Consider the following 26,344-nt stretch of genomic DNA (forward strand, 5'->3'; position numbering starts at 1 on the left):
GATGTCGGGCCGGTTGCCCGCGCCGCATGTTAGCGGATCGGCGCCGGGTGCCGGCGTGACGCGACGCCGCGCCGGACATCGACGCCACGCCGTCGGGCTGCGCGGCATCGAAAATCCACCGGCGGAACGCGGCGAGCTTCGGCCGTTCCGCGTGATGCGGCGATAGTGGGCGCGTCGCGCGGTTTCCGGTAGGGTAGCCGGACCGTCAACCATCGACGCACGGTCGGGGAGGCATCGTGACATTCGACGAAGTCCGGCAGATCGCACTGGCGTGGCGCGGCGTCGAGGAAGGCACGTCGTACGGCACGCCCGCGCTCAAGGTGAAGGGCAAGCTGCTCGCGCGGCTGCGCGAGGACGGCGACACGCTCGTCGTGAAGGGCGTCGGCCCCGACGAGCGCGCGTGGCTGATCGAGTCGGCGCCCGACGTGTACTACGTGACCGATCACTACGTCGGCTGGCCGATCGTGCTGGTGCGCCTGTCGGCCGCGCACCCCGACGCCGTGAAAAACCTGCTCCTGCGGGAATGGCGCGCAATCGTGCCGGCGAGGTGGCGGGACGAAGCCGCCGGCGACACGAACTGAACGGCGCGCCCCCACGCGAGCCGCCGCCGAACCGGATCAAGCGTTGCATCGATTCGTATCGATGCAACGAGTGGTTCCATCGAAATTCTTCAATTGGTTCTTAGTGAAGAACCGTTTGATGCTTACACTCCTTCGCTTCGAAGGCGGCTGACGACAGCCGACGGAACGGGCGTACGCGATGCGCCGGCGCCCCGTGCGCCGCATCGCACCCGCAGCTTCGCAGACTGCGCGGACGACCCGACCGGCACGGCCCCTCCGGCCCATGCCCGCGTGCGACGCACGCGTGGCCGCGGCCGGATTCAAGAACGACAACTCCCGCGCCGCCTTCACGCGACACCGGTCGTACCGGAACCGTTTTTTGGAGAGAGACAGATGAGTGGAAGCAACACAGGCCTCGGCACCGGCCTGAAGCAGCGTCACGTAACGATGATGTCGATTGCCGGCGTCATCGGCGCGGGCTTGTTCGTCGGCTCCGGCCACGCGATCGCGGAAGCCGGGCCGGCGTCGATACTCGCGTATGCGATCGCGGGCGTGCTGGTCGTGCTGGTGATGCGCATGCTCGGCGAGATGGCCGTCGCGCATCCGGACAGCGGGTCGTTCTCGACCTATGCCGATCGTGCGATCGGCCACTGGGCCGGCTTCACGATCGGCTGGCTGTACTGGTGGTTCTGGGTGCTGGTGATCCCGATCGAGGCGACCGCCGCCGCGACCATCCTTAATGCGTGGTTCCCGGGCATCGCGACGTGGATCTTCGCGCTCGGCATCACGCTGCTGCTCACCGTCACCAATCTCTTTTCCGTCAAGAACTACGGCGAATTCGAATTCTGGTTCGCGCTGATCAAGGTCGTCGCGATCGTCGTGTTCCTGTGCATCGGCGGCGCGGCGATCGTCGGCATCATTCCCGCGCCGGCCGTGTCGGGCGTGTCGAACCTGTTCGTGCACGACGGCTTCATGCCGCACGGCGCGAGCGCGGTGCTCGCGGCGATGCTGACGACGATGTTCTCGTTCCTCGGCACCGAGATCGTGACGATCGCGGCCGCCGAATCGGACAACCCGCAACGCCAGATCGTGCGGGCGACGAACTCGGTCATCTGGCGTATCACGCTGTTCTATCTCGGCTCGATCCTCGTCGTCGCGGCCATCGTGCCGTGGAACGACCCGCTGCTGCCGAAGCACGGCTCGTATCAGCGCGCGATGGAACTGATCGGCGTCCCGAACGCGAAGGCGATCATCGACGTGATCGTGCTCGTGTCGGTCGCGAGCTGCCTGAATTCGGCGCTGTATACGGCATCGCGGATGCTGTTCTCGCTGTCCCGGCGCAAGGACGCGCCCGCCTTCCTGCATCGCACCGATTCGACCGGCACGCCGCGCGCGGCCGTGCTCGCGTCGACGGCGTTCGGTTTCCTGACCGTGATCGCGAACTACCTGATGCCGGAGCAGGTGTTCGGCTTCCTGCTCGCGACGTCGGGCGCGATCGCGCTGCTCGTGTATCTCGTGATCGCGATCTCGCAACTGCGGATGCGCAGGACGCTCGAAGCGGGCGGCGCGGACCTGACGCTGCGGATGTGGCTGTTCCCGTGGCTCACGTGGGCGGTGATCCTGTTCATCTGCGGCACGCTGACCGTGATGTTCGTCAGCGAGGAACACCGGATGGAAGTGGGTGCGACGGCCGTGCTGGCGTTGATCGTGCTGCTCGCGTCGTGGCTGAACAAGCGTGGGCGCGATGCGAAGGCGGGTGCGGGGCGGCGGGTGTCGGCGACGTGATCTGATCGAATGATGTGACGACGGGGCGCGAAGTCCCGGGCGTGAAAATGGCCTGATCGGCGGTTGCCGGTCGGGCCATTTGTCTTTTGGCGCCAGTACACGGATACACGGAACGTCACGCTGCCCGGTCTTCCGTGCCTCGCGATCGTTGAGGTACCCACGCGTCAAAATCGAACTCGTCTGATTTCATCGCGAACGGCAACGCCATACATTGATCGCTTCGAGAACCGAAGTGAATGATGAGGTCGACTTGCGTGAGCGGTCGCGTCGGGAGGGGTAAATGGCGAACGAAAGCCTGGGATTGAGTGACGCAGGGTGGGCGGAGCTGCGGAGGCGGGAAAGCGCGGTCATGGCTTACTACAACGATCAGGCGAACAACTGTACCTATGGCATCGGAACGCTGGCTCACACCGGGCCGTGCTCCCCGGAAGAATTGCGCACGCCGGTTACGGCGACGCAAGTGAATGCACAACTCGCGGTCCGGGTCCGTCGGGCATCGGCGCCGTTCCAGCCACGACAGAGGGCACGGTGAGAACGGCAATGATTGGTTTGCTCGTGCTGGCGTCGACGCGTGCATTTGCCGGCCCGGCGGTAGCGGACGAGATAGCGGCACGCAGCGGGTTGCCGGCAAGCGAGGTCAATGCGCTGCTCAGGGACTGTGACTCAAGCCAGACGAGTATGAATTTTTGCGCGTGGCGCGATCAGATCGTCGCCGAGCGGGAATTGCAGCGGATCGTCGACAAACAGGTGAGCGAGCAGCCACGGCGCAAGGCGGCGCTCGACGCACGGATGGCGAAGTGGAAGAAGGCGCGCGACACATCCTGCGAAAAATCGGCGCGTCACGCATGGGGCGAGGGTTCAATGCGACCTGCTGCACAGGCGATCTGTGCAACGGCGGCAACGAAGGAAATGGCGAAAAGGTTGTCCGCTAGCGCTTTCCGCAAATCCTCATGAACCGATCCGACATGACAAAAGGCCGCCACTTTCGCGATCTCGTAACAGCCGATGCGTATTCGCCATGTCACCGTGGTTCATGGCATTGAAACCCGGGCGATGACGATGCGACGGGTCTCCCGGACAAGACGATGTCGTTCGTCGGCACGGCCGGCCAGTTCAAGGGGGTGACGGATACGGTGCAGTACACGGCGCGCGAAATCCGTCCGCAGGTGTACATGGTGTACTGGCATGAGCCGTCCACAGGCTCGAACGTCGTGCGCGTCGAGGATTTCGAACGCGGCACGGTGGATACGAACATCGCGACGAAGGACGGGCAGTTCCTGCATATGTCCGGGGCGCTGACGATCGTCGATCGGCAATGAGCCGGTCTTCCGCCATCGAAAAGAAAAAGCCCGCAGTCAGCGGGCTTTCTCACGATCGATGCAGCAGCAACGCTTAAACGTTGAACAAGAAGTTCATCACATCCCCATCGTGCACGACATATTCCTTCCCTTCCGCGCGCATCTTGCCGGCTTCCTTCGCGCCTTGCTCGCCCTTGTACGTGACGAAGTCGTCGAACGCGATCGTCTGCGCGCGGATGAAGCCGCGCTCGAAGTCGGTGTGGATCACGCCGGCCGCCTGCGGAGCGGTATCGCCGATGTGGATCGTCCACGCGCGCACTTCCTTCACGCCCGCGGTGAAGTAGGTCTGCAGGCCGAGCAGCTTGAAGCCCGCGCGGATCACCCGGTCGAGGCCCGGCTCTTCCATGCCCATGTCGGCGAGGAACGCTTCCTTGTCCGCATCGTCGAGATCGGCGATTTCCGCCTCGATCGCCGCGCATACGGCGACCACCGGCGCGTTTTCGCTTTCCGCGTACTTGCGCACCGCCTCGAGGTGCGGGTTGTTCTCGAAGCCGTCGTCCTTCACGTTGGCGACGTACATCGCCGGCTTCGCGGTGATCAGGCAGAACGGCTTGATCAGCGCCTGTTCGTCGTCCGACAGCGCGAGGCCGCGCACGGCCTTGCCCTGGTCGAGCTGCGCGCGCACCTTTTCGAGCACCGCGACGAGCTTCGCCGCCTCCTTGTCGTTGCCCGACTTCGCCGCCTTCGAATAGCGCGTGAGCGCCTTCTCGATGGTGCCGAGATCGGCGAGCGCGAGTTCGGTGTTGATCACTTCGATGTCGTCGATCGGGCTGACCTTGCCGGCGACGTGAATGACGTTGTCGTCCTCGAAGCAGCGCACGACGTGCGTGATCGCGTCGGTTTCGCGGATGTTCGCGAGGAACTGGTTGCCGAGGCCTTCACCCTTGCTCGCGCCCGCGACGAGGCCGGCGATGTCGACGAATTCGACGACGGCCGGCACGACGCGCTCGGGCTTGACGATCTCGGAGAGCGCCTTCAGGCGCGTATCCGGCACTTCGACGATGCCGACGTTCGGCTCGATCGTGCAGAACGGGTAGTTCTCGGCGGCGATGCCGGCCTTGGTCAGCGCATTGAACAGGGTGGACTTGCCGACGTTGGGCAAGCCGACGATGCCGCATTTGAGACTCATGGAATCCTTCGGACGGGTGAGGCGGCGCGGCCGGACAGGCACGGCGGCGCGGGAAAAAAGGGCGGCCGGCGCGTGGAGCGCGGCGGGCCGACGGTCAAAGACGCTATTGTACCGTGCCGGCGCCCCGGATTCCGGGCCTGCCGCCGAACGGCCGATGCGGCGGGCCGCCGCGCGGGCGCACCGGCCTGCGATTCTGCTGATTTCCCGCAAAGTCCGGCCGCGTAAGGGTTTGGCCCCGCGGCTATAATGCCCGCCATGACTGCCCACCACTCCTTCGACGTCGCCGTGGTCGGCGGCGGGCTCGTCGGCAAGACGGCCGCGCTCGCGCTGACCCAGTCCGGCTACAAGACCGCCTTGCTCGCCCAGCCGGCCACGCCGCGCCCCGCGGATCTCGCGTTCGACACGCGTGTCTACGCGCTGTCGTCCAGTTCGCAGGCGTTGCTCGAGCGGCTGCGGGTCTGGCAGGCGCTCGACCACGGCCGGCTCGCGCCGGTCTACGACATGCGCGTGTATGGCGATGCGCATGCCGAACTGCATTTCTCCGCCTACCAGGCGTCCGTGCCGCAGCTCGCCTGGATCGCCGAATCGTCGCTGGTCGAGGCGTCGCTCGACGCCGCGCTGCGGTTCCAGCCGAACCTCACGTGGTTCGACGCGCGTGCGCAGGGCTTCGACGTGCGCGACGACGCGGCCGTGCTCACGCTGTCGTCGGGGCAGGTGCTCGAGGCCGATCTCGTCGTCGGCGCCGATGGCGCGCATTCGTGGGTGCGCTCCCAAATGGGGGCCAGGGTGGAGCGGCGCGACTACCGGCAGACCGGCGTCGTCGCGAACTTCAAGGCGTCGCTGCCGCACCGCGAGACGGCGTACCAGTGGTTCCACGAAGGCGAAATCGTCGCGCTGCTGCCGCTGCCGGACGGCCACGTGTCGCTGGTATGGTCCGCGCACACCGCGCATGCGGACGAGCTGCTCGCGCTCGATCCGGCGCAGCTCGCGGCCGAGGTCGAGCGCGTGTCGCACGGCCAGGTCGGCACGCTCGAATGCGTGACGCCGGCCGCCGGTTTCCCGCTGGCGCTGCAGACGGTCGACAAGCTGATCGCGCCGCGCGTCGCGCTCGTCGGCGATGCCGCGCACCTGATCCACCCGCTCGCCGGGCAGGGGATGAACCTCGGCCTGCGCGACGTCGCCGCGCTCGTCGACGCGATCGCGGGCAAGGAAAGCTTCCGCAATCTCGGCGATACGGTATTGCTGCGCCGCTACGAGCGTTCGCGCCGCGAGGACATCCGCGCGCTGATGGTCGCCACCGACGGCCTGCAGCGGCTGTTCGCGGTGCCGGGCTCGCTCGCGAAGGCGGTGCGCAATGCGGGCATGGCGTTCGTCGGCGCGCAGCCGCTCGTGAAGCGCTGGCTCGTGTCGGCCGCGCTCGGCTGATCGAACCTTCCGCCACCGCGCGGGTCGGAGACGGTTCCGTTACGGCGTACACTGTGGCGTGCACTCCGATTGAGCTGAAGGAAGATTTCGATGAAAAAAACGATCCGCATCGCGTCGCTGGCGCTCGCCGTCACGATGGCGACGCTTGGCTGCACCGCGCAGGCCGACCAGACCACCGACAAGCTGAAGGCCACGCTGCAAGCCCGTCTCGGCAGCGACGCGCCGATCAAGAGCGTGTCGAAATCGCCGGTTGCAGGTCTTTACGAAGTAAACCTCGGCACGCAGATCATCTATAGCGACGCGGCGGGCGACTACGTGCTGCTCGGCGATCTCGTCGACACCAAGACGCACAAGAACCTGACCGACGCCCGCCTGTCCGAAATCAACAAGATCGATTTCGCGAGCCTGCCGTTCGCCAATGCGATCAAGGTCGTCAAGGGCAACGGCGCCCGCAAGATCGCGGTGTTCTCCGATCCGAACTGCCCGTACTGCAAGAAGCTCGAGACGACGCTGCAGTCGATCGACAACGTGACCGTCTACACGTTCCTGTACCCGGTGCTGTCGCCGGATTCGAGCGTGAAGTCGAAGGCGATCTGGTGCGCGACCGACCGCGCGAAGACGTGGGAAAGCTGGATGCTCGACCACCGCGCGCCGTCCGGTGCCGGCACCTGCGACACCACCGCCCTCGACAAGAACCTCGCGCTCGGCCGCGGGATGAACGTCACCGGCACGCCGACGATCTTCTTGCCGGACGGCCGTCGCCTGCCGGGCGCGGTATCGGCCGACCAGCTCAACCAGGCGCTCGCCTCGAGCAAGTAACCGACTCACGCCGGGCGCATGGCCCGGCCAGCGAGGGGCGCCCGCATGATCTGCCGGCGCCTCTCTTCGTTTTCGCCGCCGTATTCGACCGACCGATTGCCACGATGACCCAGCCGATCCGCTATTCGATTGCCCCGAAAGATGTTGCCGCGCACCTGTTCGAAGTGACGGTGACGGTTGCCGATCCCGATCCCGAAGGCCAGCGTTTCTCGCTGCCGGTATGGATTCCGGGCAGCTATCTCGTGCGCGAGTTCGCGCGCAACATCGTGACGCTCCATGCGTTCAACGACGCGGGCCGCAAGGTGCGCATCGCGAAGACCGACAAGCACACGTGGCAGGCAGCGCCCGTCAGCGGCGCGCTGACGCTGCGCTACGACGTCTATGCGTGGGACCTGTCGGTGCGCTCCGCGTATCTCGACGATTCGGGCGGCTTCTTCAACGCGACGGCCGTGTTCCTGAGCGTCGCGGGCCGCGAGGCGGCACCGTGCGAAGTCGAGATCTCAAAGCCGGCCGGGCCCGCGTTTCGCAACTGGCGCGTCGGCACCTCGCTGCCCGAGGCGCGCGGCACCAAACGTTACGGCTTTGGCGCGTATCGTGCAGCGAACTACGACGAGCTGTCCGACCATCCGGTGACGATCGGCGAATTCGCGCTCGCGACGTTCGACGCGCACGGCGTGCCGCACGACATCGTGATCGCCGGGCGCGTGACGCAGCTCGACCTGGAGCGGCTGCGTACCGACCTGAAGCGGGTGTGCGAAGCGCAGATCGCGCTGTTCGAGCCGAAGTCGAGGAAGGCGCCGATGGATCGCTACGTGTTCATGACGCTCGCGGTCAGCGACGGCTACGGCGGCCTTGAGCATCGTGCGTCGACCGCGCTGATCTGCAACCGGACCGACCTGCCGGTGAAGGGGCGCCCGGAAACGACGGAAGGCTATCGCACGTATCTCGGCCTGTGCAGCCACGAGTATTTCCACACGTGGAACGTGAAGCGCATCAAGCCGGCGGCGTTCGTGCCGTACGACCTTGCGCGCGAGAACTACACGTCGCTGCTGTGGCTGTTCGAGGGCTTCACGTCGTATTACGACGACCTGATGCTGGTCCGCAGCGGGCTGATGTCGCAGGACGAATATTTCGCGGCGCTCGGCCGCACCATCGGCGGCGTGCTGCGCGGCACGGGCCGGCTCAAGCAGAGCGTCGCGGAAAGCTCGTTCGACGCGTGGATCAAGTACTACCGCCAGGACGAGAACGCGACCAACGCGATCGTCAGCTATTACACGAAGGGCTCGCTGGTCGCGCTCGCGTTCGATCTGGCGATCCGCGCGCAGACGCGCAACCGCAAGTCGCTCGACGACGTGATGCGGCTGCTGTGGCAACGCTACGGCCGCGATTTCTATCGGGGCGGCAAGCAGGCGGGCGTGGAGGAAAACGAGGTCGAGGCGCTGATCGAGGAGGCAACGGGCGTTGCGCTCGGCCGCCTGTTCGCCGACGCCGTGCACGGCACGCGCGACCTGCCGCTCACCGAACTGCTCGCGCCGTTCGGCGTGACGCTGGCCCCCGACGTCGCGATCGGCGCGGTCGCGAAGCCGACGATCGGCGCGCGCCTGCGCGGCGGCGCGGACTGCACGTTGGCGGCGGTCTACGAAGGCGGCGCCGCGCATCGCGCGGGGTTGTCGGCCGGCGACACGCTGATCGCGGTGGACGGGCTGCGCGTGACCGGCACGAACCTCGATGCGCTGCTCGCGCGCTACCGGCCGGGCGACAAGGTCGAGGTTCATGCGTTCCGCCGCGACGAGCTGCGCACCGCGAAACTGAAGCTGGACGGCCCGGACGTCACGCGCTACCGGCTGACGGCGGCCGCGAAGCCGGCCGCGGCCACGAAGGCCCGCGAAGCCTGGCTGAACGGGTAATCGTACGGAAGCGGGTATCGGGGCGCGATCAACAATTGTTCTGCTGCTGCAACAATCCGTCGCCCTGAACCCGCTTTTTCGCGGTCATGTGGCCACGCACAATGGCGTCACTCGCGCTACTGAAGCGCAACCCCACCCGGAGCCTGACATGACGACCATTCTGCAAATCAATTCCGCCGCGCGTTCGCAAGGTGCGCAATCCACGCTGCTGGCCAATGAACTGACGGCAAAGCTGCAACAATCGAACCCCGGCGCGAACGTCGTGGTTCGCGACCTGCTCGCCGAGGCGCTGCCGCACCTCGACGAATCGGTGCTCGGCGCGTTCTTCACGCCGGCCGACAAGCGCACCGCGGAACAGAATGCGATCGTCGCGAAGAGCGATGCGCTGATCGCCGAGCTGCAAGCCGCTGACATCATCGTGATCGGCGCGCCGATGTACAACTTCGGCGTCTCGTCGCAACTGAAGGCGTACTTCGACTGGATCGCGCGCGCAGGCGTCACGTTCCGCTACACCGAGAACGGTCCGGAAGGCCTGATCAAGGGCAAGAAGGTGTACGTCGTGACGGCCCGCGGCGGCAAGTACCTGGGTACGCCGAACGACAGCCAGACCCCGTACCTGCGCACGTTCCTCGGCTTCATCGGCCTGACCGACGTGAGCTTCATCCACGCGGAAGGCCTGAACCTCGGCCCGGACGCGCAGAGCGCCGCGCTCGCCGGCGCACGCGAAGCGATCGCCGCCGCGTAACGCGTCAGGTCGAGGCGGGGTGCGATGCACCCGCTGCGTCGCCCGATAAAAAACGCCGCGCCCCGACAGGGACGCGGCGTTTTTGCATTCGGCCGGCCGGCGAACCCGCCGCAACCGAGGCCGTTACGCGAGCGTTTCGGCCACGTCCGGCAGGCGCCAGTCGATCGGTTCGCGGCCGGCATCGACCAGATAATCGTTCGCGAGCGCGAAATGGCGGCAGCCCAGGAAGCCGCGGTGCGCGGACAGCGGCGACGGATGCGGCGCCTCGAGCACGCAATGCGCGTTCGCGTCGAACAGTGCGCGCTTGGCCTGCGCATGCGCGCCCCACAGCATGAATACGAGGCCGCGATGACGGCCGGCAAGCTCGCGGATCAGCGTGTCCGTGCACTGCTCCCAGCCGCGCCTCGCATGGCTCGCGGCCGCGCCGCGCTCGACCGTCAGCACGGTGTTGAGCAGCAGCACGCCCTGGCGCGCCCACGTGTCGAGGCAGCCGTGACGCGGCGTGTCGTGACCGAAGTTCGCGGCGATTTCCTTGAAGATGTTGCGCAGCGACGGCGGCGTGCGCACGGCCGGCGGCACCGAGAACGCGAGGCCGTGCGCCTGCGGCGTGCCGCGATCGTCGCCGTGGTACGGATCCTGGCCGAGGATCACGACCTTCACGTCGTCGGGATGCGTCAGGCGCAGCGCGCGGAACACGTCGGTCGGGTAGACCGTCTTGCCGGCGGCGCGCTCGTCGTCGACGAAGCGGCACAGCGGCGCGTACGCGTCGCTGTCGGTGAACGGTTTCAGCACATCGCGCCAGACGGCCGGCAGCGCGTCGAATTGCGCGGCGAGATGCGGTACGTCGGCGGCAACGGGTTGCGCTGCCGCGGCGGCCGGGGCCGGCTCGGGCACGGGCTCGCGCGCCGGTGCGGCGGTTTTCTTCGCGGGTTTGCGCCGGGCCGCCGGCGGCTCGGAAGCCGGGGACGGAATATCGGCCGGTGCCGTTTCCGGCACGGGATCGTCGAACAGCGACGCCTGTTGCGGCGCGCGGGAAGTCTTGCGGGTTGCCATGCGTGATGCGTGTTTATTGCGCGCGCAGCCGGTAGCCGCGCTGCGCCTTGCTGATGTTTTCGGGAACGAGGCCCGGCAGCGCCTGCTGCAGTTCGGCGGCGAGCGTCGCGAGCGCCGTTTCCGGGCCGTCGATCAGTTCGAGTTCGATTTCGCTGATCGGTTCGCGGCGCGTCTCGTGTTCCGCCTGGACGACGATCTCGCCGAGATCCACCGCGGCCTCGACGGTTGCGCCGCCGATTGCGACGCGCCAGAGCGTACGCGAAAAGTCCGTGCGGAACAGCGCATGCAGCGCGCCGGCCGCGTCATTGAGCGCGGCCGCGGCTTCCGGCACGTCGCAGGCCGCGACGAGCGCGTCGATTTCGAGCGCGTCGCCCGCGACCGGCAGTTCCCATTCGTGGCGGCTATGCAGTCCGCCTTCCGCGCTGCCGACCGTCTTGAACGTCTGCAGCCAGCCGTCCGGCGTGCGGCGCACGCGCACCGCGCTCTTCGAACGCGCGAGCGCGAGATCGGGCGTGTCGTAATAGACGTTCGCGAGCGTGATCGCGTGACCGGGTTCGCCGGTCAGCGTCTCGAAGAAGCGGCGCGCCGCGTCGGCCTGGCCGGCCGGCAGCGCGAGCTTGATTTCCTGTTCGATCGCCATCAGAAGAACATCCGTGCGAGTTCCTCGCCCGGCTGGTCGGCGCGCATGAACGCCTCGCCGACGAGGAACGTGTTCACGTTCGCCGCGCGCATCGTGTCGACGTCGGTGCGCGACAGGATGCCCGATTCCGTCACGACGATGCGGTCCGCCGGAATCATGTCGAGCATGTCGAGCGTGGTCTGGATCGACGTCTCGAACGTGCGCAGGTTGCGGTTGTTGATGCCGAGCAGCGGCGTCTTCAGCGTCAGCGCCTGTTCCAGCTCGTGGCGGTCGTGCACTTCGACCAGCACCGCGAGGCCGAGCGAGTGCGCATAGGCTTCGAGATCCTGCATCAGCGGCGTGTCGAGCGCGGCCGCGATCAGCAGGATCGCGTCGGCGCCCATCGCGCGGGCTTCGACGATCTGGTACGCATCGACGATGAAGTCCTTGCGCAGCACCGGCAGCGTGCAGGCCGCGCGCGCTTCCTCGAGGTAGCGGACGCCGCCCTGGAAGAACTGCTCGTCGGTCAGCACCGACAGGCACGCGGCGCCGTGCGCCGCATACGAGCGCGCGATGTCGGCCGGCACGAAATGCTCGCGCAGCACGCCTTTCGACGGGCTTGCTTTCTTGATTTCGGCGATGACCGCGGCGTTGCCGGCCGCATGCTTCGCCCGCAGCGCGCCGACGAAGTCGCGCAGGTCGCGCGCGGAGGCCTCGAGTTTCAGTGCCTCGAGCGGCGTGCTGCGCAGGGCCGCCGCGATTTCTTCGCGCTTGACGGCGATGATTCGGTCGAGAATGTCGCTCATAGGGGTTCCTGCTGGATTCGTGAGAGGGTCAGCGCTTGAACTGCTGCGTGAAGCGCACGAGTTCGTCGACTTTCGCGCGGGCCTTGCCGCTCGCGATCGCTTCGCGGGCGAGCTGGATGCCGTCCGCGATCGACTCGGCGATATTGGCCGCGTAGAGCGCGGTGCCCGCGTTCAGCGTGACGATCTCGCGCGCGACGCCCGGTTGGTTGTCCAGCGCGCCGAGCAGCATCGTGCGCGATTCGTCCGCATTTTCCACCTTCAGCGTGCGGTTCGACACCATCTGCAGGCCGAAGTCCTCCGGATGGATTTCGTATTCGTGCACCTTCCCGTCGCGCAATTCGCCGACGAGCGTCGCGGCGCCGAGCGACACCTCGTCCATCCCGTCCTTGCCGTACACGACGAGCACGTGCTGCGCGCCAAGACGCTGCATCACGCGCACCTGGATGCCGACGAGGTCGGGGTGGAACACGCCCATCAGCTGGTTCGGCGCGCCGGCCGGATTGGTCAGCGGGCCGAGGATGTTGAAGATCGTGCGCACGCCGAGCTCGCGGCGCACGGCCGCGATGTTCTTCATCGCCGGGTGATGGTTCGGCGCGAACATGAAGCCCATGCCCGTCTCGGCGATCGACGCGGCGACCTGGTCCGACTGCAGGTCGATGTTCACGCCGAGCGCCTCGAGCACGTCGGCGCTGCCGGACTTGCTCGATACGCCGCGGTTGCCGTGCTTCGCGACCTTCGCGCCCGCGGCCGCCGTGACGAACATCGATGCGGTCGAGATGTTGAACGTGTGCGAGCCGTCGCCGCCGGTGCCGACGATGTCGACGAAATTCGAGTTGTCCTGCACCTCGACGTGGTTCGCGAATTCGCGCATCACGGTCGCGGCGGCGGCGATCTCGCCGATCGTCTCCTTCTTCACGCGCAGCCCGGTGATGATCGCGGCCGCCATCACGGGCGACATGTCGCCGCGCATGATCAGCCGCATCAGGTGCAGCATTTCGTCGTGGAAGATCTCGCGGTGCTCGATCGTGCGTTGCAGCGCTTCCTGAGGGGTAATCGTCATCGTGCGTCTCCCGTCACGCAGCCGGTGCGGCGGCATGGGCCGCTGCGCGATGCTGGTTCAGGAAATTCTCGAGCAGCGCATGGCCGTGCTCGGACAGGATCGATTCCGGGTGGAACTGCACGCCTTCGACCGGCAGCGTCTTGTGACGCACGCCCATGATCTCGCCGTCGTCGGTCCACGCGGACACCTCGAGGCAGTCGGGCAGCGATTCGCGCTCGATCGCGAGCGAGTGGTAGCGCGTCACGTCGAAATGCTTCGGCAGATCGGCGAACACGCCGCGGCAGTCGGTTTCGATCCGGCTCACCTTGCCGTGCATGATGGTCTTCGCGCGCACGACGCGGCCGCCGAACGCTTCGCCGATCGCCTGGTGGCCGAGGCAGACGCCGAGGATCGGTTTCCTGCCCGCGAATTCGCGCAGCACGTCGAGCGTGATGCCCGCGTGTTGCGGATTGCTTGGGCCGGGCGACAGGCAGATCGTGTCGGGGTTCAGGCGCGCGATGTCGTCGAGCGTGATTTCGTCGTTGCGGTAGGTGCGCACGTCCTCGCCGAGTTCGCCGAAGTACTGGACCAGGTTGTAGGTAAACGAGTCGTAGTTGTCGATCATGAGCAGCATGGTCAGTCTCCGGTCAGAAGTCGCTATCGAGGCCGTCCTGGACCTGTTCGGCCGCACGCAGCACCGCGCGCGCCTTGTTCTCGGTCTCTTGCCATTCGGATTCGGGCACCGAATCCGCGACGACGCCGGCCGCCGCTTGCACGTACAGGTTGCCGTTGTGGATCAGGCCCGTGCGGATCGCGATCGCGAGATCCATCTCGCCCGAGAACGACAGGTAGCCGACCGCACCGCCGTACAGCCCGCGCTTGACCGGCTCGAGCTCGTCGATCAGTTCCATCGCGCGCACCTTCGGCGCGCCGGACAGCGTGCCGGCCGGGAACGTCGCGCGCAGCACGTCGTAGTTCGTCATGCCGGGCTTCAGCTTGCCTTCGACCGAGCTGACGATGTGCTGCACGTGCGAGTACTTCTCGATCACCATCTTGTCGGTCACCTGCACCGAGCCGATTTCCGCGATGCGGCCGACGTCGTTGCGCGCGAGATCGATCAGCATCACGTGCTCGGCGATTTCCTTCGGATCGTTCAGCAGCTCGGTCGCGAGTTCCGCGTCACGCTCGGGCGTGTTGCCGCGCGGGCGCGTGCCGGCGAGCGGGCGGATCGTGACGATCTGGTCTTCACCGCGCTTTTCCTGGCGCACCAGGATTTCCGGCGAGGCGCCGACCACGTGGAAATCGCCGAAGTTGTAGTAATACATGTACGGCGACGGGTTCAGCGAACGCAGCGCGCGGTACAGCGACAGCGGATTGTCGCGGTACGGCTTCGTCAGCCGCTGGCCGACCTGGATCTGCATCAGCTCGCCGGCGGCGATGTATTCCTTCGCCTGGCGCACGGCGGCCAGATAGTCGTCCTTCTTGAATTCGCGGAACGTCTCGGTGCGCACGCTTGCCGACGTGACGGGCGGCTGCACGGTCGTACGCAGGCGCTGCTTCAGTTCGCGCAGGCGGTGTTTCGCCTTCGCATACGCTTCGGGCTGGCCCGGGTCCGCGTAGATGATCAGGTAGAGCTTGCCGGCGAGGTTGTCGATCACCGCGACTTCCTCGGTCAGCAGCAACTGGATGTCGGGCAGGCCGAGATCGTCGCGCGGCGCGGTGTTCGCGAGCTTCTTCTCGATGTAGCGCACCGCGTCGTAGCCGAAGTAGCCGGCGAGGCCGCCGCAGAAACGCGGCAGGCCCGGGCGCTGCGCGACCTTGAAACGGGCCTGGAACGATTCGATGAACTGGAACGGGTCGCCGTCGTGCGTCTCGACGACCTCGCCGTCGCGCACCACTTCCGACACGCCGTTGCGGGTGCGTACGAGCGTACGGGCGGGCAGGCCGATGAACGAATAGCGGCCGAAACGTTCGCCGCCGACCACCGATTCGAGCAGGAACGAGTTGGCGCCCGCGCGTTCGGGCTGGGCCAGCTTCAGGTAGAGGGACAGCGGCGTTTCGAGATCGGCGAGGGCTTCCGCGATCAGCGGGATGCGGTTGTAGCCTTCGTTCGCGAGCGATTGGAATTCGAGTTCGGTCATGTTCCGGTCCTGTTCGGGACGAGCGGCGCGTGCGCCAGGGATCATTTGACGCTGCGCGGGTGGCCGTCGGCGAAAGGGCGGTCGATCGAGAAGTGCCTGTTGCCGGCCGGCACTCCGGGCGTGAACGTCGCGAGCCTGCGGCCGAACCTGAACGCAAGCGTTCGGACGCGGTGGAACTCGGGGTGGTGCGACGATCGGCGCGCGGATGCGCAGCGAGATAAAAAACGGCGCTGAAGACGTGCTTCAGCGTACCTCATCGAAGAGGTTAGCGCGACCAGCGACGCCAGGGCCAGGCTCCCCGGTCGATGCTGCTCAGACTCCGTTTTTTATTCAGAAACATGCGGATGGAAGAAATAATCAGACGGTTGGCCGGCCGGCGTTGTGCGCGGAAATTGCGCGAGCCGCGACCAGCAACGAATCGACTATACCATCCGAATTTATCGTTTGTATAGCTTTGCCGTGGTTGTAGCCGTACGGCACCGTCAGCGTCGCCATCCCGGCCGCGCGGCCTGCCAGCGCGTCGTTTTCCGAATCGCCGATCGCGACCGCGGCGTCCGGCGCGACGCCGAGCGCGTCGCAGGCCGTCAGCATCGGCAGCGGATCGGGCTTCTTGCGCGCGACGCTGTCGCCGCCCAGCACGATGCCGAAGCAGCCGGCCAGCCCGTATTGTTCGAGCAGCTCGACCGCGAAGCGGTGCGGCTTGTTCGTCACGCACGCGAGCCGGATGCCGGCCGCGCGCAGTGCGTCGAGCCCGGCCGCCACGTCCGGATAGAGACGTGTGTGGCGACCGTTGATCTTCGCGTATTCGGCCTGGTAGATCGCCAGTGCGTCGTCGAAGCGCGCGCGCGCCTCGTCGGCCGGGAAGCGCGGCTTCAGCACGCTCTGGATCAGGTGTTCGGAACCCTTGCCGACGTAGCCGATCACCTCGTCGCGCGACGTGGCCGGCGCGCCGAGCCGCGCGAGCATCCCGTTCAGGCCGGCCGTGAAATCGTCGGCCGTGTCGACCATCGTGCCGTCGAGATCGATCAGCGCGGCTTCGATGCGCGGCGCGCCGAAGCGGATCGGGGCCGCGTGTGCAGCGTCCGCGGCGGCCCCGGCCGGCGCGTGGCCGGCGAACGACGAGTCGGCCACGGCGTCAGCTCCGCTCGACGGTCGCAAGGGCCGCGCGCATCTCGTCGATCACCTTGCGGTAGTCGGGCTTGCCGAAGATCGCCGAACCCGCGACGAACGTGTCGGCGCCGGCCGCCGCGATTTCCGCGATGTTGTCGGTCTTCACGCCGCCGTCGACTTCGAGCAGGATCTCGCGGCCCGTGCGCTCGGTGTACGCGTCGATGCGGGCGCGCGCCTCGCGCAGCTTGTTCAGCGTTTCCGGGATGAACGACTGGCCGCCGAAGCCGGGGTTGACCGACATCAGCAGCACGAAGTCGAGGCGATCCATCACGTGGTCGAGATAGTTCAGCGGCGTGGCCGGGTTGAACACGAGACCGGCCTTGCAGCCGTGGTCGCGGATCAGCGACAGCGTGCGATCGATGTGATCCGAGCCTTCCGGGTGGAAGCTGATCAGGTTCGCGCCGGCCTTCGCGAAATCGGGCACGATCCGGTCGACCGGGCGCACCATCAGGTGCACGTCGATCGGCACCTGCACGTGCGGGCGGATCGCCTCGCAGACGAGCGGGCCGATCGTCAGGTTCGGCACATAATGGTTGTCCATCACGTCGAAGTGAATCCAGTCGGCGCCGGCGGCGACCACGTTGCGGACTTCTTCGCCGAGCCGTGCGAAGTCGGCCGACAGGATGCTGGGAGCGATGCGGAATTGAGTCATGACAGGGAGCGGGGGACGTTGCGGCGCAAAACCGTCATTCTACCGTCCGGCGACCGGGCGCGCGGCGGCAGGCCGTGCGGTTGCGGCCCGATTGCGCATAGAATGCCGAACCAATGCGGCGCGCCCGCGGCCCGGCCGCTCGAGTCGGCGCGCGCGGTTACCTACAGCGGACATACCATGAGTCAGTATCAGTTCACCGTTTCGGTGAAAACCAGCTACTTGCCGGAACAATCCGACCCCGATCACCGTCAATACGCATTCGCGTACACGCTGACGATCCGCAACACCGGGCAAGTCGCGGCGCAGCTGATCGCCCGTCACTGGATCATCACGGACAGCGAGAGCCACGTGCAGGAAGTGAAGGGGCTCGGCGTCGTCGGGCACCAGCCGCTGCTGCAGCCGGGCGAGCATTTCGAATACACGAGCTGGGCCGTGATCGCGACGCCGGTTGGCACGATGCGCGGTGCGTACTTCTGCGTGGCGGAGGACGGCGAGCGTTTCGAGGCGCCGGTCGAGGAGTTCGCCCTGCACATGCCGCGCACGCTGCATTGAGCGTGCGGTGTGCGACGTGCGTCAGCGCGGCTGGCGGTCGTCGCGGCGGGCCTGCTTCTTTCTGCCCGACGACGTCCACACGACGATGAAGATCAGCAGGGCAAGCGCGACGAAGGCTTCGAGCGCGAAGATGAGCATCGGATATTGGTCGAGAAAATCTGACATGGCGGTTTCCATCAAGAACGGACATTGTATGTGGTTTGGGCCCCGGCTGGCCGGGTGGATGGCCGCGGCCGCAGCGGCGGCGCTGCTCGCGGCGTGCGGCGGCGCGCCGACGCGGACCTCCGCGCTGAAGCCGCCGACCGGAGCGGCGATCGTGCCGGGGCAGGTCGCCGCGAAGCGGCTCACGCCGGTCGCGTGGCAGCAGGTGCCGGGCTGGCAGGACGATTCGCTGATCGGCGCGACGGCCGCGCTGCGGCAGAACTGCGCGCGGCTCGCGCGCCAGCCGGCCTGGGCGCGCGCTTGCGCGGCCGCCGACCGGCTCGACGAGCTCGACGTCAGCAGCGCCCGCAGCTTCTTCGAAACGTATTTCACGCCGTTCCAGTTCGCGAACACCGACGGTACGCTCGACGGGCTCGTGACCGGCTATTACGAGCCGCTGCTGCACGGTTCGCGCGTACGCCGTGGCCCGTATCAGTACGCGCTCTATCGCTGGCCGGCCGGCTATCGCGCGGGCGCCGCGCTGCCGGCACGTGCGCAGCTCGAGCGCGCCGGCATCCTGAACGGCAACGAGCTCGTGTGGGTCGACGATCCGATCGAGGCATTCTTTCTGCAGGTGCAGGGCTCGGGTCGCGTGCTGCTCGACGACGGCTCGGTGATGCGCGTCGGCTTCGGCGGCACCAACAACCAGCCGTACCGTTCGATCGGCAAGTGGCTGCTTGATCGCGGCGAGCTGACGCCCGCGCAGGCGACGATGCAGGGCATCAAGGCGTGGGCGAAGGCGAACCCGACGCGCGTGGACGCGCTGCTCGACACGAATCCGCGCTTCGTGTTCTTCCGCGACATGCCAACCAAGGAGGATGCGCCGCACGGCGGCGCGGAGGGTCCGATCGGCGCGCTCGGCGTGCCGCTGACGCCGGAGCGCTCGATCGCGGTCGATCCGTCGTCGATCCCGCTGGGCACGCCGGTGTTCCTGCAGACCACGCGTCCGCTGACGAATACGCCGATGAACCGGCTCGTGTTCGCGCAGGATACGGGCTCGGCGATCAAGGGCGGCGTGCGGGCGGACTATTTCTGGGGGCTCGGCGACGACGCGGGCGACCAGGCCGGCCGGATGAAGCAGGTCGGCCGGATGTGGCTGCTGTTCCCGAATTCGTGATTGCGCGCGGGTCGCCCGGAGGGGGCTCGTGAACGAGACGCGGCCTGGATCGCGTCTCACGCGCGTGAGGGGGGCCGGACTGATCGCCGGTGTGCTCGTGTGATTTCAGTTCGCGTGATGCTTTGCGTGTCACGTCGAACGGCGCTTCGGCGTAAAACAGCCCGATCGGCATTGGCCGATCGGGCTGTTTCGTTTGCAGGCGCGGATTCGCCGCTGCACGATGCACGCGCGGCGAGCGACCTCAGCCCTTGCGTTTGTCGACGACGCGGCGCGCCTTGCCGACCGAGCGCTCGATGCCGTTCACCGGCAGCACATTGATCACGGCCGTCACGCCGATCAGCGACTTGATGTCGTACGCGAGCGCCTGTTTGGCCGCCTGGATCGCCGCGGTATCGGGCGCCGTCTCCGGGCATGGCTCGACATTGAGCGTCAGCACGTCGAGCGGGCCTTCCTTGGTCAGCACGATCTGATAGTGCGGCGCGAGCGCGCGCTGCTTGAGCAACTGCTCCTCGATTTGCGTCGGGAACACGTTGACGCCGCGCACGATCATCATGTCGTCCGAACGGCCGGTGATCTTCTCCATCCGCCGCATCGTCCGGGCGGTGCCCGGCAACAGGCGCGTGAGGTCACGGGTGCGGTAGCGGATGATCGGCAGCGCTTCCTTCGTCAGCGACGTGAACACGAGCTCGCCGAGTTCGCCGTCCGGCAGCACTTCGCCGGTTTCGGGGTCGATGATTTCCGGATAGAAATGGTCTTCCCAGATGGTCGGGCCGTCCTTGGTCTCGACGCATTCGGACGCGACGCCGGGGCCCATGACTTCGGACAGCCCGTAGATGTCGACGGCGTCGATGCCCATCCGCTGTTCGATCGCGACGCGCATGTCGTTGGTCCACGGCTCCGCGCCGAAGATGCCGATGCGCAGCGAACTCTGCACGGGATCGAGGCCCTGGCGCTCGATCTCGTCGGCGATCGACAGCATGTAGCTTGGCGTGACCATGATGATGTCGGGCCGAAAATCCTGGATCAGCTGTACCTGCTTTTCGGTTTGCCCGCCGCCGAACGGGATCACGGTCAGCCCTGCGCGTTCGGCGCCATAGTGCGCGCCGAGCCCGCCCGTGAAGAGGCCATAGCCGTAGCTGACATGCACCTTGTCGCCGCGGCGCGCACCGGCCGCGCGGATCGAACGTGCGACGAGATTCGCCCATGTGTCGATGTCGGCGGCCGTATAGCCGACGACCGTCGGCTTGCCGGTCGTGCCCGACGATGCGTGGATGCGCGAGATCTGGTCCTGCGGCACCGCGAACATCCCGAACGGATAGCTATCGCGCAGGTCGCCCTTGGTCGTGAACGGGAAGCGCGACAGGTCGGCGAGCGTCTTCAGGTCGTCCGGATGCACGCCCGCTTCGTCGAACTTGCGGCGATAGACGGGCGAGTGGTCATACGCGTGCCGAAGCGACCATTTGAGGCGTTCGAGCTGCAGCGCGGTCAGTTCGTCCCGTGAGGCGGTCTCGATCGGCTCGAGCGGTAGCGGGGTAGTCATGCATGTCTCCAGTGTTTGTTATGGGCGAGCCGTCGCCGTCAGCGGTCTTCCGGGATGACCGTGCCCTTGATCTGGGCGGATTTGCCGCGAAACATCGCGACCGTGTCGCCTGTCTGGTTCGTGACGCGGATGTCGTAGATGCCGTGGCGACCGGCACGCGCCTGTTCGATCGCCTCGGCCGTCAGCATGTCGCCGCCGTGCACGGGGCGCAGGAATTCGATCGAGCAGCCGGCCGCGACCGCATTCACGTTGTACGAATTGCATGCGAACGCGAACGTCGAATCGGCGAGCGTGAAGATGATCCCGCCGTGACAGGTCTGGTGCCCGTTCAGGAATTCGGGCCGCACGCGCATCTGCAGGCGGGCATAGCCGGCGCGGACTTCGGCGATTTCCATGCCGAATGCGCGGCTGCAGGCATCGGCGTCGTACATGGCTTGCGCGGTGGCGCGGGCGAGCGAGTCGGGGTCGAGCGTGGCGGTGGCGTTCGTCATGTCAACGCCCCTCGAAGCGCGGCGCGCGCTTTTCGATGAAGGCCTGCACACCTTCCGCATAGTCGTGCGACTGGCCGAGCTTGCGTTGCAGGTCGCGTTCCACGTCGAGCTGCTGATCGAGCGTGTTCGTGACGCTGTCTCGCATCGACTGCTTGATCGACGCGATCGCGAGCGTCGGCTGCTGCGCGAGCTGGGCGGCGATCTGGCGGGCCGTCGCAAGGAGCGCGTCGTCGTCGACCGCACGCCAGATCAGGCCCCACTGTTCGGCCTGCTCGGCGCCAAGCTTGTCGCCGGTCAGCGCGAGCCCCAGCGCGCGCGCCATGCCGATGCGTTGCGGCAGGAACCACGTGCCGCCTGAATCGGGTACCAGCCCGATCTTCACGAAGGCCTGGATGAAACTGCTCGAGCGGGCGGCGAACACGAGATCGCACGCGAGTGCGAGATTCGCGCCGGCGCCGGCCGCCGTGCCGTTGACGGCGGCGATCACCGGAATCGGCAGACGCTGCAGGCGGCGGATCAGCGGATTGAAATGCTCGTCGATCAGTGTGCCGAGGTCGGTGGACGCGCCCGGCGTGAAATCGAGGTCGGCCAGATCCTGGCCCGCGCAGAAGCCGCGCCCCGCACCCGTCAGAATCAGCGCGCGTGCACCGGCCGCCTCGACTTCATCGAGCGCAGACTGCAGTTCGCGATGCATCGCCCGCGTGAAGCTGTTCAGCTTGTCGGGGCGGTTGAGCGTGATCGTGGCCACGCGCGCGGCCTGATCGATATCCAGCTGGATCGCCTGATAGGACATGCAGTATCTCCGTCATGACTTCGTTATAGGCGCGCGGCGTGTTGGTTACACGCGTTCGATCGCGAGTGCGATGCCCTGGCCGACGCCGATACACATCGTACAGAGCGCGAAGCGGCCGCCGATACGCTCGAGTTGATGGAGCGCCGTGGTGACGAGCCGCGCGCCCGATGCGCCGAGCGGGTGGCCGAGCGCGATCGCACCGCCGTTCGGGTTCACGCGCGGATCGTCGTCGGCGACGCCGAGCATGCGCAGCACGGCGAGACCTTGCGATGCGAACGCTTCGTTCAGTTCGATCACGTCGAACTGGTCGATCGTCATGCCAAGCTGGGCCAACAGTTTCTGCGTGGCCGGCGCAGGACCGATGCCCATTACGCGTGGCTCGACGCCGGCGGTTGCCATGCCGATGATACGCGCGCGGCGGCGCAGGCCATACTGGTCGGCTGCCTGCGCATTCGCGAGCAGCAGCGCGCAGGCGCCGTCGTTCACGCCCGACGCGTTGCCGGCCGTCACGGAGCCGTCCGGGCGCACGACACCCTTCAGCTTCGCAAGCGCCTCGAGCGACGTTTCGCGCGGGTGTTCGTCGCGCGACACGACGATCGCATCGCCTTTCTTCTGCGCAATCTTGACCGCGACGATTTCTTCAGCCAGCGTGCCCTCTTGCTGCGCCCGTGCGGCTTTCTGCTGGCTGCGCAGCGCGAACAAATCCTGATCCGCGCGGCTGATGTGGTAGTCGACCGCGACGTTCTCGGCGGTTTCCGGCATCGAATCGACGCCGTACAGCTGCTTCATCAGCGGATTGACGAAACGCCAGCCGATCGTCGTATCGAAGATGTCGGCCTGGCGCGCGAACGCGCTCGCGGCCTTGCCCATCACGAACGGCGCGCGCGTCATGCTCTCGACGCCGCCTGCGATCATCAGGCGCGCTTCACCCGCCTTGATAGCGCGCGCGGCCGTGCCGACCGCGTCCATCCCGGAGCCGCACAACCGGTTCAGCGTCGTGCCCGGGACGGCAGTGGGCAGGCCAGCCAGGAGCGCCGACATGCGCGCGACGTTACGGTTGTCCTCGCCGGCCTGGTTCGCGCAGCCGTAGATCACGTCGTCGATCGCCGCCCAGTCGACGTTACGGTTGCGCTCGATCAGCGCCTTGAGCGGCACCGCGCCGAGGTCGTCGGCGCGGACATCTTTCAGGGCGCCGCCGTAGCGGCCGATGGGGGTGCGAATCGCGTCGCAGATGTAGGCGTCTGTCATGAGCGTATCGGTGAGTGACGAACCCGCCGGGTGGCGGATTCGTTCATGGTAGAGAACATGGCGGCGTTTGCACGTCGGCCAATCGGGTTATGCCGTCTGGCCAGCTTCCGCAGGTGCCGCCTTCGGGGCAACATGGACGCGACTTTGCACCACGCGAAACCGGTTGGCGACGAACGCCGGGTCGGCCAGCGCGGCGTTGGCTGCCGGGTTCGCGCCCGTGCCGTGGAAGTCGGAGAACGCGGCCGACTGGTTGACGAATACGCCGCTCGTCAGGTTGATCGACAGCGCGACGCCGCCACGCACCGCCGCGTCGTGCGCGGTATCGATGATCGCGTCGTCGGTGCTGTAGACGGAGAGGGTCAGCGCGCCATGCTCTGCGGCGATTTCACCGGCCAGATCGAGGGATTGTGCGGTCGAGTCGGTCGCGATCACGAACGAAATCGGACCGAACCACTCCTGCGTGAATTTCTCGCGGTCGGCCACGTCGAGCTGCAGTACGAGCGGCGTGCGCACGCGCGCGTCGGGGAAGGCGGGATGCTGGAGCGTCACGCTGTCGGCGAGCACGCGACCGAGCTTGCGCGCGTCGTCGATGCGTGCGGTCACGCCGTCGTTCTGGATCGCGCCGATCAATTCGACCGAGCGTGCCGGGTCACCGGTGAGCTTTTGCACGGCAATCGCGATCGCTTGCGCGACTTCGTCGAAGCTCGCATGACCGTCGGCCGTCCGGATACCGTCGCGCGGCACGTAGATGTTCTGCGGCGCCGTGCACATCTGGCCGGAGTACAGCGCCAGCGAGAACGCGATGTTCTTGGCGGCGGCCTTCAGGTCGTCGGTCGAGTCGATCACGATCTGGTTGACGCCGGCTTTCTCGGTGTACACCTGCGCCTGGTGGGCATGGCGTTCGAGCCACGTGCCGTTCTGCGTGCTGCCAGTGAAATCGATCAGCTTGATCTCGGGGCGCAGCGCGAGATCCTGGACGAGCGCGCCGTCGTTCGGTTCGGTCGCGAGGAGGGTGACCACGTTCGGATCGAACCCGGCTTCGCGCAGCACCTCGCGGGCGATCCGCACCGTGATCGCGAGCGGCAGGATGGCGCCCGGGTGCGGTTTGACGATCACGGTATTACCGGTCGCCAGATCGGCGAACAGGCCGGGGTAGCCGTTCCAGGTCGGGAACGTGCAGCAGCCGAGCACGAGGCCCGTGCCGCGCGGCACGATCGTGTAGCGCTTGTGCATCGCGAGAGGCGGGTTCTTGCCTTGCGGCTTTTCCCAGTGCGCATCGGCCGGGATACGGTGCAGTTCGTTCCACGCATAGGCGACCGCCTCGAGGGCGCGGTCCTGCGCGTGCGGGCCGCCGGCCTGGAACGCCATCATGAAGGCTTGCCCGGTCGTGTGCATCACGCTGTAGGCGATTTCGAAGCTTGCACGATTCAGGCGCGCAAGGATTTCGAGGCTGACGCCGACCCATGCGCTGGGGCCGGCTTCGCGCCATGTGCGTTGTGCGGCGCGTGAGGCAGCGATCAGAGCGTCGGGCGTCGATTTCGGATACCGGATGCCCAGTGCGATGCCGTACGGCGAACGCTCGGCGCCGACCGTTTCGTCGGACGCCGGCTGGTCGAGCACGAAGGTCTTGTCGAGGTGCGACTTGAACGCGGCCTCGCCGTCCGCGCTTGCGCTTTCCCCGTACACTTTGGGGCTCGGCATTTCGGCGAACGGGCTCCAGTACCCGCGGCTCTCGATGGCGGCGAGTGCGTGTTTCAGCGTGTCTTCGTGCTTCGTGAACAGGGCATGGGTCATGGCGGCGGCTTGATGAACGTTGAGAGGGATCGGATCGATTAATTAACCGACCGGTTGGTCGGAGAATGGTAGCATCAAACTATTCGCATGTGCGAGGCGTTTCTCATTTCATTGATCGAGGAGAAATAGATGGCTTACGAGAACATCCTGGTGGAGACCCGGGGGCGTGTCGGTCTGGTGACGCTGAACCGTCCGAAGGCGCTGAATGCGCTGAACGATGCGCTGATGGATGAGCTGGGCGCTGCGCTGAAGGCGTTCGACGCGGACGACGATATCGGCGCAATCGTCGTGACCGGCAGCGAGAAGGCGTTCGCAGCCGGCGCGGACATCGGCATGATGGCGACCTACTCCTATATGGATGCTTATCGGGGCGACTACATCACGCGCAACTGGGAGACGGTCCGCGAGATTCGCAAACCAATCATTGCCGCGGTTTCGGGCTTTGCGTTGGGCGGTGGCTGCGAACTCGCGATGATGTGCGACATCATCTTCGCGGCGGACACGGCCAAATTCGGCCAGCCGGAAATCAAGTTGGGCGTCATGCCGGGGGCCGGCGGCACGCAACGTCTGCCGCGTGCGGTATCGAAGGCGAAGGCAATGGACATGTGTCTGACCGCGCGCTTCATGGATGCCGTTGAGGCCGAACGTGCCGGGCTCGTATCGCGCGTGTTGCCGGCCGACAAACTGCTCGACGAAGCGATTGCCGCGGCGACGACGATCGCCGAGTTTTCGCTGCCGGCGGTCATGATGGTCAAGGAGTCGGTGAACCGTGCGTACGAGACGACGCTGGCTGAAGGCGTCCACTTCGAGCGCCGGTTGTTCCATTCGTTGTTCGCAACCGAAGACCAGAAGGAAGGGATGGCGGCGTTCGTCGAGAAGCGGAAGCCGGTGTTCAAGCACCGCTGATCGGCCGGCGCCTCGGTGGGTATCCGGTACTGATCTGTATCCGTCGCCGGCGCGATTGCTTTGCCCGATGCGTCAAAGCCCCCGTGCGCGTGAGCGCACGGGGGCTTTTTCAAGCTTTCTTCACAAAGGGCTTGCGCGGATGGGGGCGGGTGCTTAGAATCACGCCTCTTTCGCGCTAACGCAAACGCGGCGCGAGAGGAAGGGAAGCGGTGCTGTCGGGGTTCGGAGGTACGAGCCTGGGCGGCGCAGGAAGTTGAGCCCCGCAGTCGCAACGAAGTCGTGTAGAAAGTTGTTGACGAGCTGCGAAACACGGTTCATAATCTCGCTTCTCTGCTGCTGAAAACGCAGCGCTGCTGAGAAACGCTAGGTTCCTCGCAGAAATGCTCTTTAAAAATTAACAGCCGATAAGTGTGGGCGCTTGATGGCAGCGAGCTGATCCTCGGATCAGATAGCGAAAGTATCAAGAGTCTCACACTAAAGTAAGTCAGGTTTAT

The 26,344-nt window shown here is 66.5% G+C and carries 25 protein-coding genes and 2 pseudogenes; 11 read left to right on the forward strand and 16 right to left on the reverse strand.

Annotation, left to right across the window (positions count from 1 at the left end; genetic code table 11):
* Positions 1-64: 64 nt before the first annotated feature.
* A pseudogene (locus CFB89_RS35205) lies at positions 65-160 on the reverse strand (LysR family transcriptional regulator); the annotation flags it as partial.
* Between the two features lie 76 nt (positions 161-236).
* On the opposite strand from CFB89_RS35205, the gene CFB89_RS02180 reads away from it, so the two are divergent.
* From CFB89_RS02180 to CFB89_RS02205, 4 genes and pseudogenes are all read left to right on the forward strand, one after another.
* Positions 237-581, forward strand: coding sequence for an MmcQ/YjbR family DNA-binding protein (locus CFB89_RS02180; protein ID WP_089466562.1), 345 nt, complete (start codon positions 237-239; stop codon positions 579-581).
* Positions 582-953: 372 nt separating this feature from the next.
* Positions 954-2,345, forward strand: coding sequence for a GABA permease (gene gabP / locus CFB89_RS02190; protein ID WP_089466563.1), 1,392 nt, complete (start codon positions 954-956; stop codon positions 2,343-2,345).
* 540 nt (positions 2,346-2,885) lie between these two features.
* Positions 2,886-3,299 carry a lysozyme inhibitor LprI family protein gene (locus CFB89_RS02200; RefSeq protein ID WP_089466564.1) on the forward strand — a complete coding sequence of 138 codons (414 nt, stop codon included), beginning with the start codon at positions 2,886-2,888 and terminating at the stop codon, positions 3,297-3,299.
* Positions 3,300-3,421: 122 nt separating this feature from the next.
* Positions 3,422-3,664: pseudogene (locus CFB89_RS02205) on the forward strand (MBL fold metallo-hydrolase); the annotation flags it as partial.
* Positions 3,665-3,737: 73 nt separating this feature from the next.
* On the opposite strand, the gene ychF reads toward CFB89_RS02205, so the two are convergent.
* Positions 3,738-4,832: a redox-regulated ATPase YchF gene (ychF, locus tag CFB89_RS02210; RefSeq protein WP_006477050.1), complete on the reverse strand. Its 1,095-nt coding sequence runs from the start codon at positions 4,830-4,832 to the stop codon at positions 3,738-3,740.
* A gap of 246 nt (positions 4,833-5,078) precedes the next feature.
* On the opposite strand from ychF, the gene CFB89_RS02215 reads away from it, so the two are divergent.
* From CFB89_RS02215 to CFB89_RS02230, 4 genes are all read left to right on the forward strand, one after another.
* On the forward strand, positions 5,079-6,257 hold the full coding sequence (locus CFB89_RS02215; protein WP_089466565.1) for a UbiH/UbiF family hydroxylase: 1,179 nt from the start codon (positions 5,079-5,081) through the stop codon (positions 6,255-6,257).
* A 90-nt stretch (positions 6,258-6,347) separates the two neighbouring features.
* Positions 6,348-7,076, forward strand: a complete 729-nt coding sequence (locus CFB89_RS02220) for a DsbC family protein (RefSeq protein WP_089466566.1) — start codon at positions 6,348-6,350, stop codon at positions 7,074-7,076.
* A 104-nt stretch (positions 7,077-7,180) separates the two neighbouring features.
* Positions 7,181-8,983: a M61 family metallopeptidase gene (locus CFB89_RS02225; RefSeq protein WP_089466567.1), complete on the forward strand. Its 1,803-nt coding sequence runs from the start codon at positions 7,181-7,183 to the stop codon at positions 8,981-8,983.
* A 148-nt stretch (positions 8,984-9,131) separates the two neighbouring features.
* Positions 9,132-9,728: an FMN-dependent NADH-azoreductase gene (locus tag CFB89_RS02230; RefSeq protein ID WP_089466568.1), complete on the forward strand. Its 597-nt coding sequence runs from the start codon at positions 9,132-9,134 to the stop codon at positions 9,726-9,728.
* 123 nt (positions 9,729-9,851) lie between these two features.
* Here the strand turns inward: CFB89_RS02230 and CFB89_RS02235 are convergent, their stop codons facing one another.
* The 8 genes from CFB89_RS02235 to rpe form a co-directional block, all read right to left on the reverse strand.
* Positions 9,852-10,781: a uracil-DNA glycosylase gene (locus CFB89_RS02235; protein ID WP_089466569.1), complete on the reverse strand. Its 930-nt coding sequence runs from the start codon at positions 10,779-10,781 to the stop codon at positions 9,852-9,854.
* Positions 10,782-10,794: 13 nt separating this feature from the next.
* Entirely contained in the window at positions 10,795-11,421 is a 627-nt protein-coding gene (locus tag CFB89_RS02240) for a CYTH domain-containing protein (protein WP_089466570.1), read from the reverse strand.
* Positions 11,421-12,206 carry an indole-3-glycerol phosphate synthase TrpC gene (gene trpC / locus CFB89_RS02245; protein WP_089466571.1) on the reverse strand — a complete coding sequence of 262 codons (786 nt, stop codon included), beginning with the start codon at positions 12,204-12,206 and terminating at the stop codon, positions 11,421-11,423. Before trpC ends, CFB89_RS02240 begins: the two co-directional genes overlap by 1 nt.
* Before the next feature lie 28 nt (positions 12,207-12,234).
* Positions 12,235-13,266: an anthranilate phosphoribosyltransferase gene (trpD, locus tag CFB89_RS02250; RefSeq protein ID WP_059577389.1), complete on the reverse strand. Its 1,032-nt coding sequence runs from the start codon at positions 13,264-13,266 to the stop codon at positions 12,235-12,237.
* Positions 13,267-13,279: 13 nt separating this feature from the next.
* A complete protein-coding gene (locus CFB89_RS02255; RefSeq protein WP_089466572.1) occupies positions 13,280-13,879 on the reverse strand; it encodes an aminodeoxychorismate/anthranilate synthase component II in 600 nt (199 codons plus the stop codon).
* Between the two features lie 13 nt (positions 13,880-13,892).
* Complete coding sequence (gene trpE / locus CFB89_RS02260) at positions 13,893-15,386, reverse strand: anthranilate synthase component I (RefSeq protein ID WP_089466588.1); 1,494 nt, start codon at positions 15,384-15,386, stop codon at positions 13,893-13,895.
* 357 nt (positions 15,387-15,743) lie between these two features.
* Positions 15,744-16,517 carry a phosphoglycolate phosphatase gene (locus tag CFB89_RS02265; protein WP_089466573.1) on the reverse strand — a complete coding sequence of 258 codons (774 nt, stop codon included), beginning with the start codon at positions 16,515-16,517 and terminating at the stop codon, positions 15,744-15,746.
* A gap of 4 nt (positions 16,518-16,521) precedes the next feature.
* The gene (gene rpe, locus CFB89_RS02270; RefSeq protein ID WP_011883156.1) at positions 16,522-17,208 is read right to left on the reverse strand and encodes a ribulose-phosphate 3-epimerase; all 687 of its coding nucleotides are present in this window, start codon (positions 17,206-17,208) and stop codon (positions 16,522-16,524) included.
* 177 nt (positions 17,209-17,385) lie between these two features.
* Between rpe and apaG the strand changes: the two genes are divergently transcribed.
* Complete coding sequence (apaG, locus tag CFB89_RS02275; protein ID WP_089466589.1) at positions 17,386-17,760, forward strand: Co2+/Mg2+ efflux protein ApaG; 375 nt, start codon at positions 17,386-17,388, stop codon at positions 17,758-17,760.
* Between the two features lie 21 nt (positions 17,761-17,781).
* Here apaG and CFB89_RS35210 read toward each other — a convergent pair whose 3' ends face one another.
* Positions 17,782-17,925 (reverse strand): hypothetical protein, encoded by a 144-nt coding sequence (locus tag CFB89_RS35210; protein ID WP_235356184.1) that lies wholly within the window; start codon positions 17,923-17,925, stop codon positions 17,782-17,784.
* Positions 17,926-17,953: 28 nt separating this feature from the next.
* Here CFB89_RS35210 and CFB89_RS02280 point away from each other — a divergent pair, with 28 nt between their 5' ends.
* Complete coding sequence (locus tag CFB89_RS02280) at positions 17,954-19,078, forward strand: murein transglycosylase A (RefSeq protein ID WP_256979555.1); 1,125 nt, start codon at positions 17,954-17,956, stop codon at positions 19,076-19,078.
* Between the two features lie 241 nt (positions 19,079-19,319).
* Here CFB89_RS02280 and paaK read toward each other — a convergent pair whose 3' ends face one another.
* The 5 genes from paaK to paaN all read right to left on the reverse strand — a co-directional run bounded on the left by paaK (position 19,320) and on the right by paaN (position 24,944).
* Positions 19,320-20,618, reverse strand: a complete 1,299-nt coding sequence (gene paaK / locus CFB89_RS02285; RefSeq protein WP_089466574.1) for a phenylacetate--CoA ligase PaaK — start codon at positions 20,616-20,618, stop codon at positions 19,320-19,322.
* A 38-nt stretch (positions 20,619-20,656) separates the two neighbouring features.
* Positions 20,657-21,109: a hydroxyphenylacetyl-CoA thioesterase PaaI gene (gene paaI, locus CFB89_RS02290; protein WP_089466575.1), complete on the reverse strand. Its 453-nt coding sequence runs from the start codon at positions 21,107-21,109 to the stop codon at positions 20,657-20,659.
* Position 21,110: 1 nt separating this feature from the next.
* On the reverse strand, positions 21,111-21,902 hold the full coding sequence (paaG, locus tag CFB89_RS02295; protein ID WP_089466576.1) for a 2-(1,2-epoxy-1,2-dihydrophenyl)acetyl-CoA isomerase PaaG: 792 nt from the start codon (positions 21,900-21,902) through the stop codon (positions 21,111-21,113).
* Between the two features lie 45 nt (positions 21,903-21,947).
* Positions 21,948-23,150 carry a 3-oxoadipyl-CoA thiolase gene (gene pcaF, locus CFB89_RS02300; RefSeq protein ID WP_089466577.1) on the reverse strand — a complete coding sequence of 401 codons (1,203 nt, stop codon included), beginning with the start codon at positions 23,148-23,150 and terminating at the stop codon, positions 21,948-21,950.
* A gap of 87 nt (positions 23,151-23,237) precedes the next feature.
* On the reverse strand, positions 23,238-24,944 hold the full coding sequence (gene paaN / locus CFB89_RS02305; RefSeq protein WP_089466578.1) for a phenylacetic acid degradation protein PaaN: 1,707 nt from the start codon (positions 24,942-24,944) through the stop codon (positions 23,238-23,240).
* A gap of 129 nt (positions 24,945-25,073) precedes the next feature.
* Between paaN and CFB89_RS02310 the strand changes: the two genes are divergently transcribed.
* A complete protein-coding gene (locus CFB89_RS02310; protein WP_089466579.1) occupies positions 25,074-25,850 on the forward strand; it encodes an enoyl-CoA hydratase in 777 nt (258 codons plus the stop codon).
* Positions 25,851-26,344: the final 494 nt, after the last annotated feature.

Origin of the sequence: Burkholderia sp. AU16741 (genome assembly GCF_002223345.1) — a bacterium.
Taxonomy (GTDB): Bacteria; Pseudomonadota; Gammaproteobacteria; order Burkholderiales; family Burkholderiaceae; genus Burkholderia; species Burkholderia sola.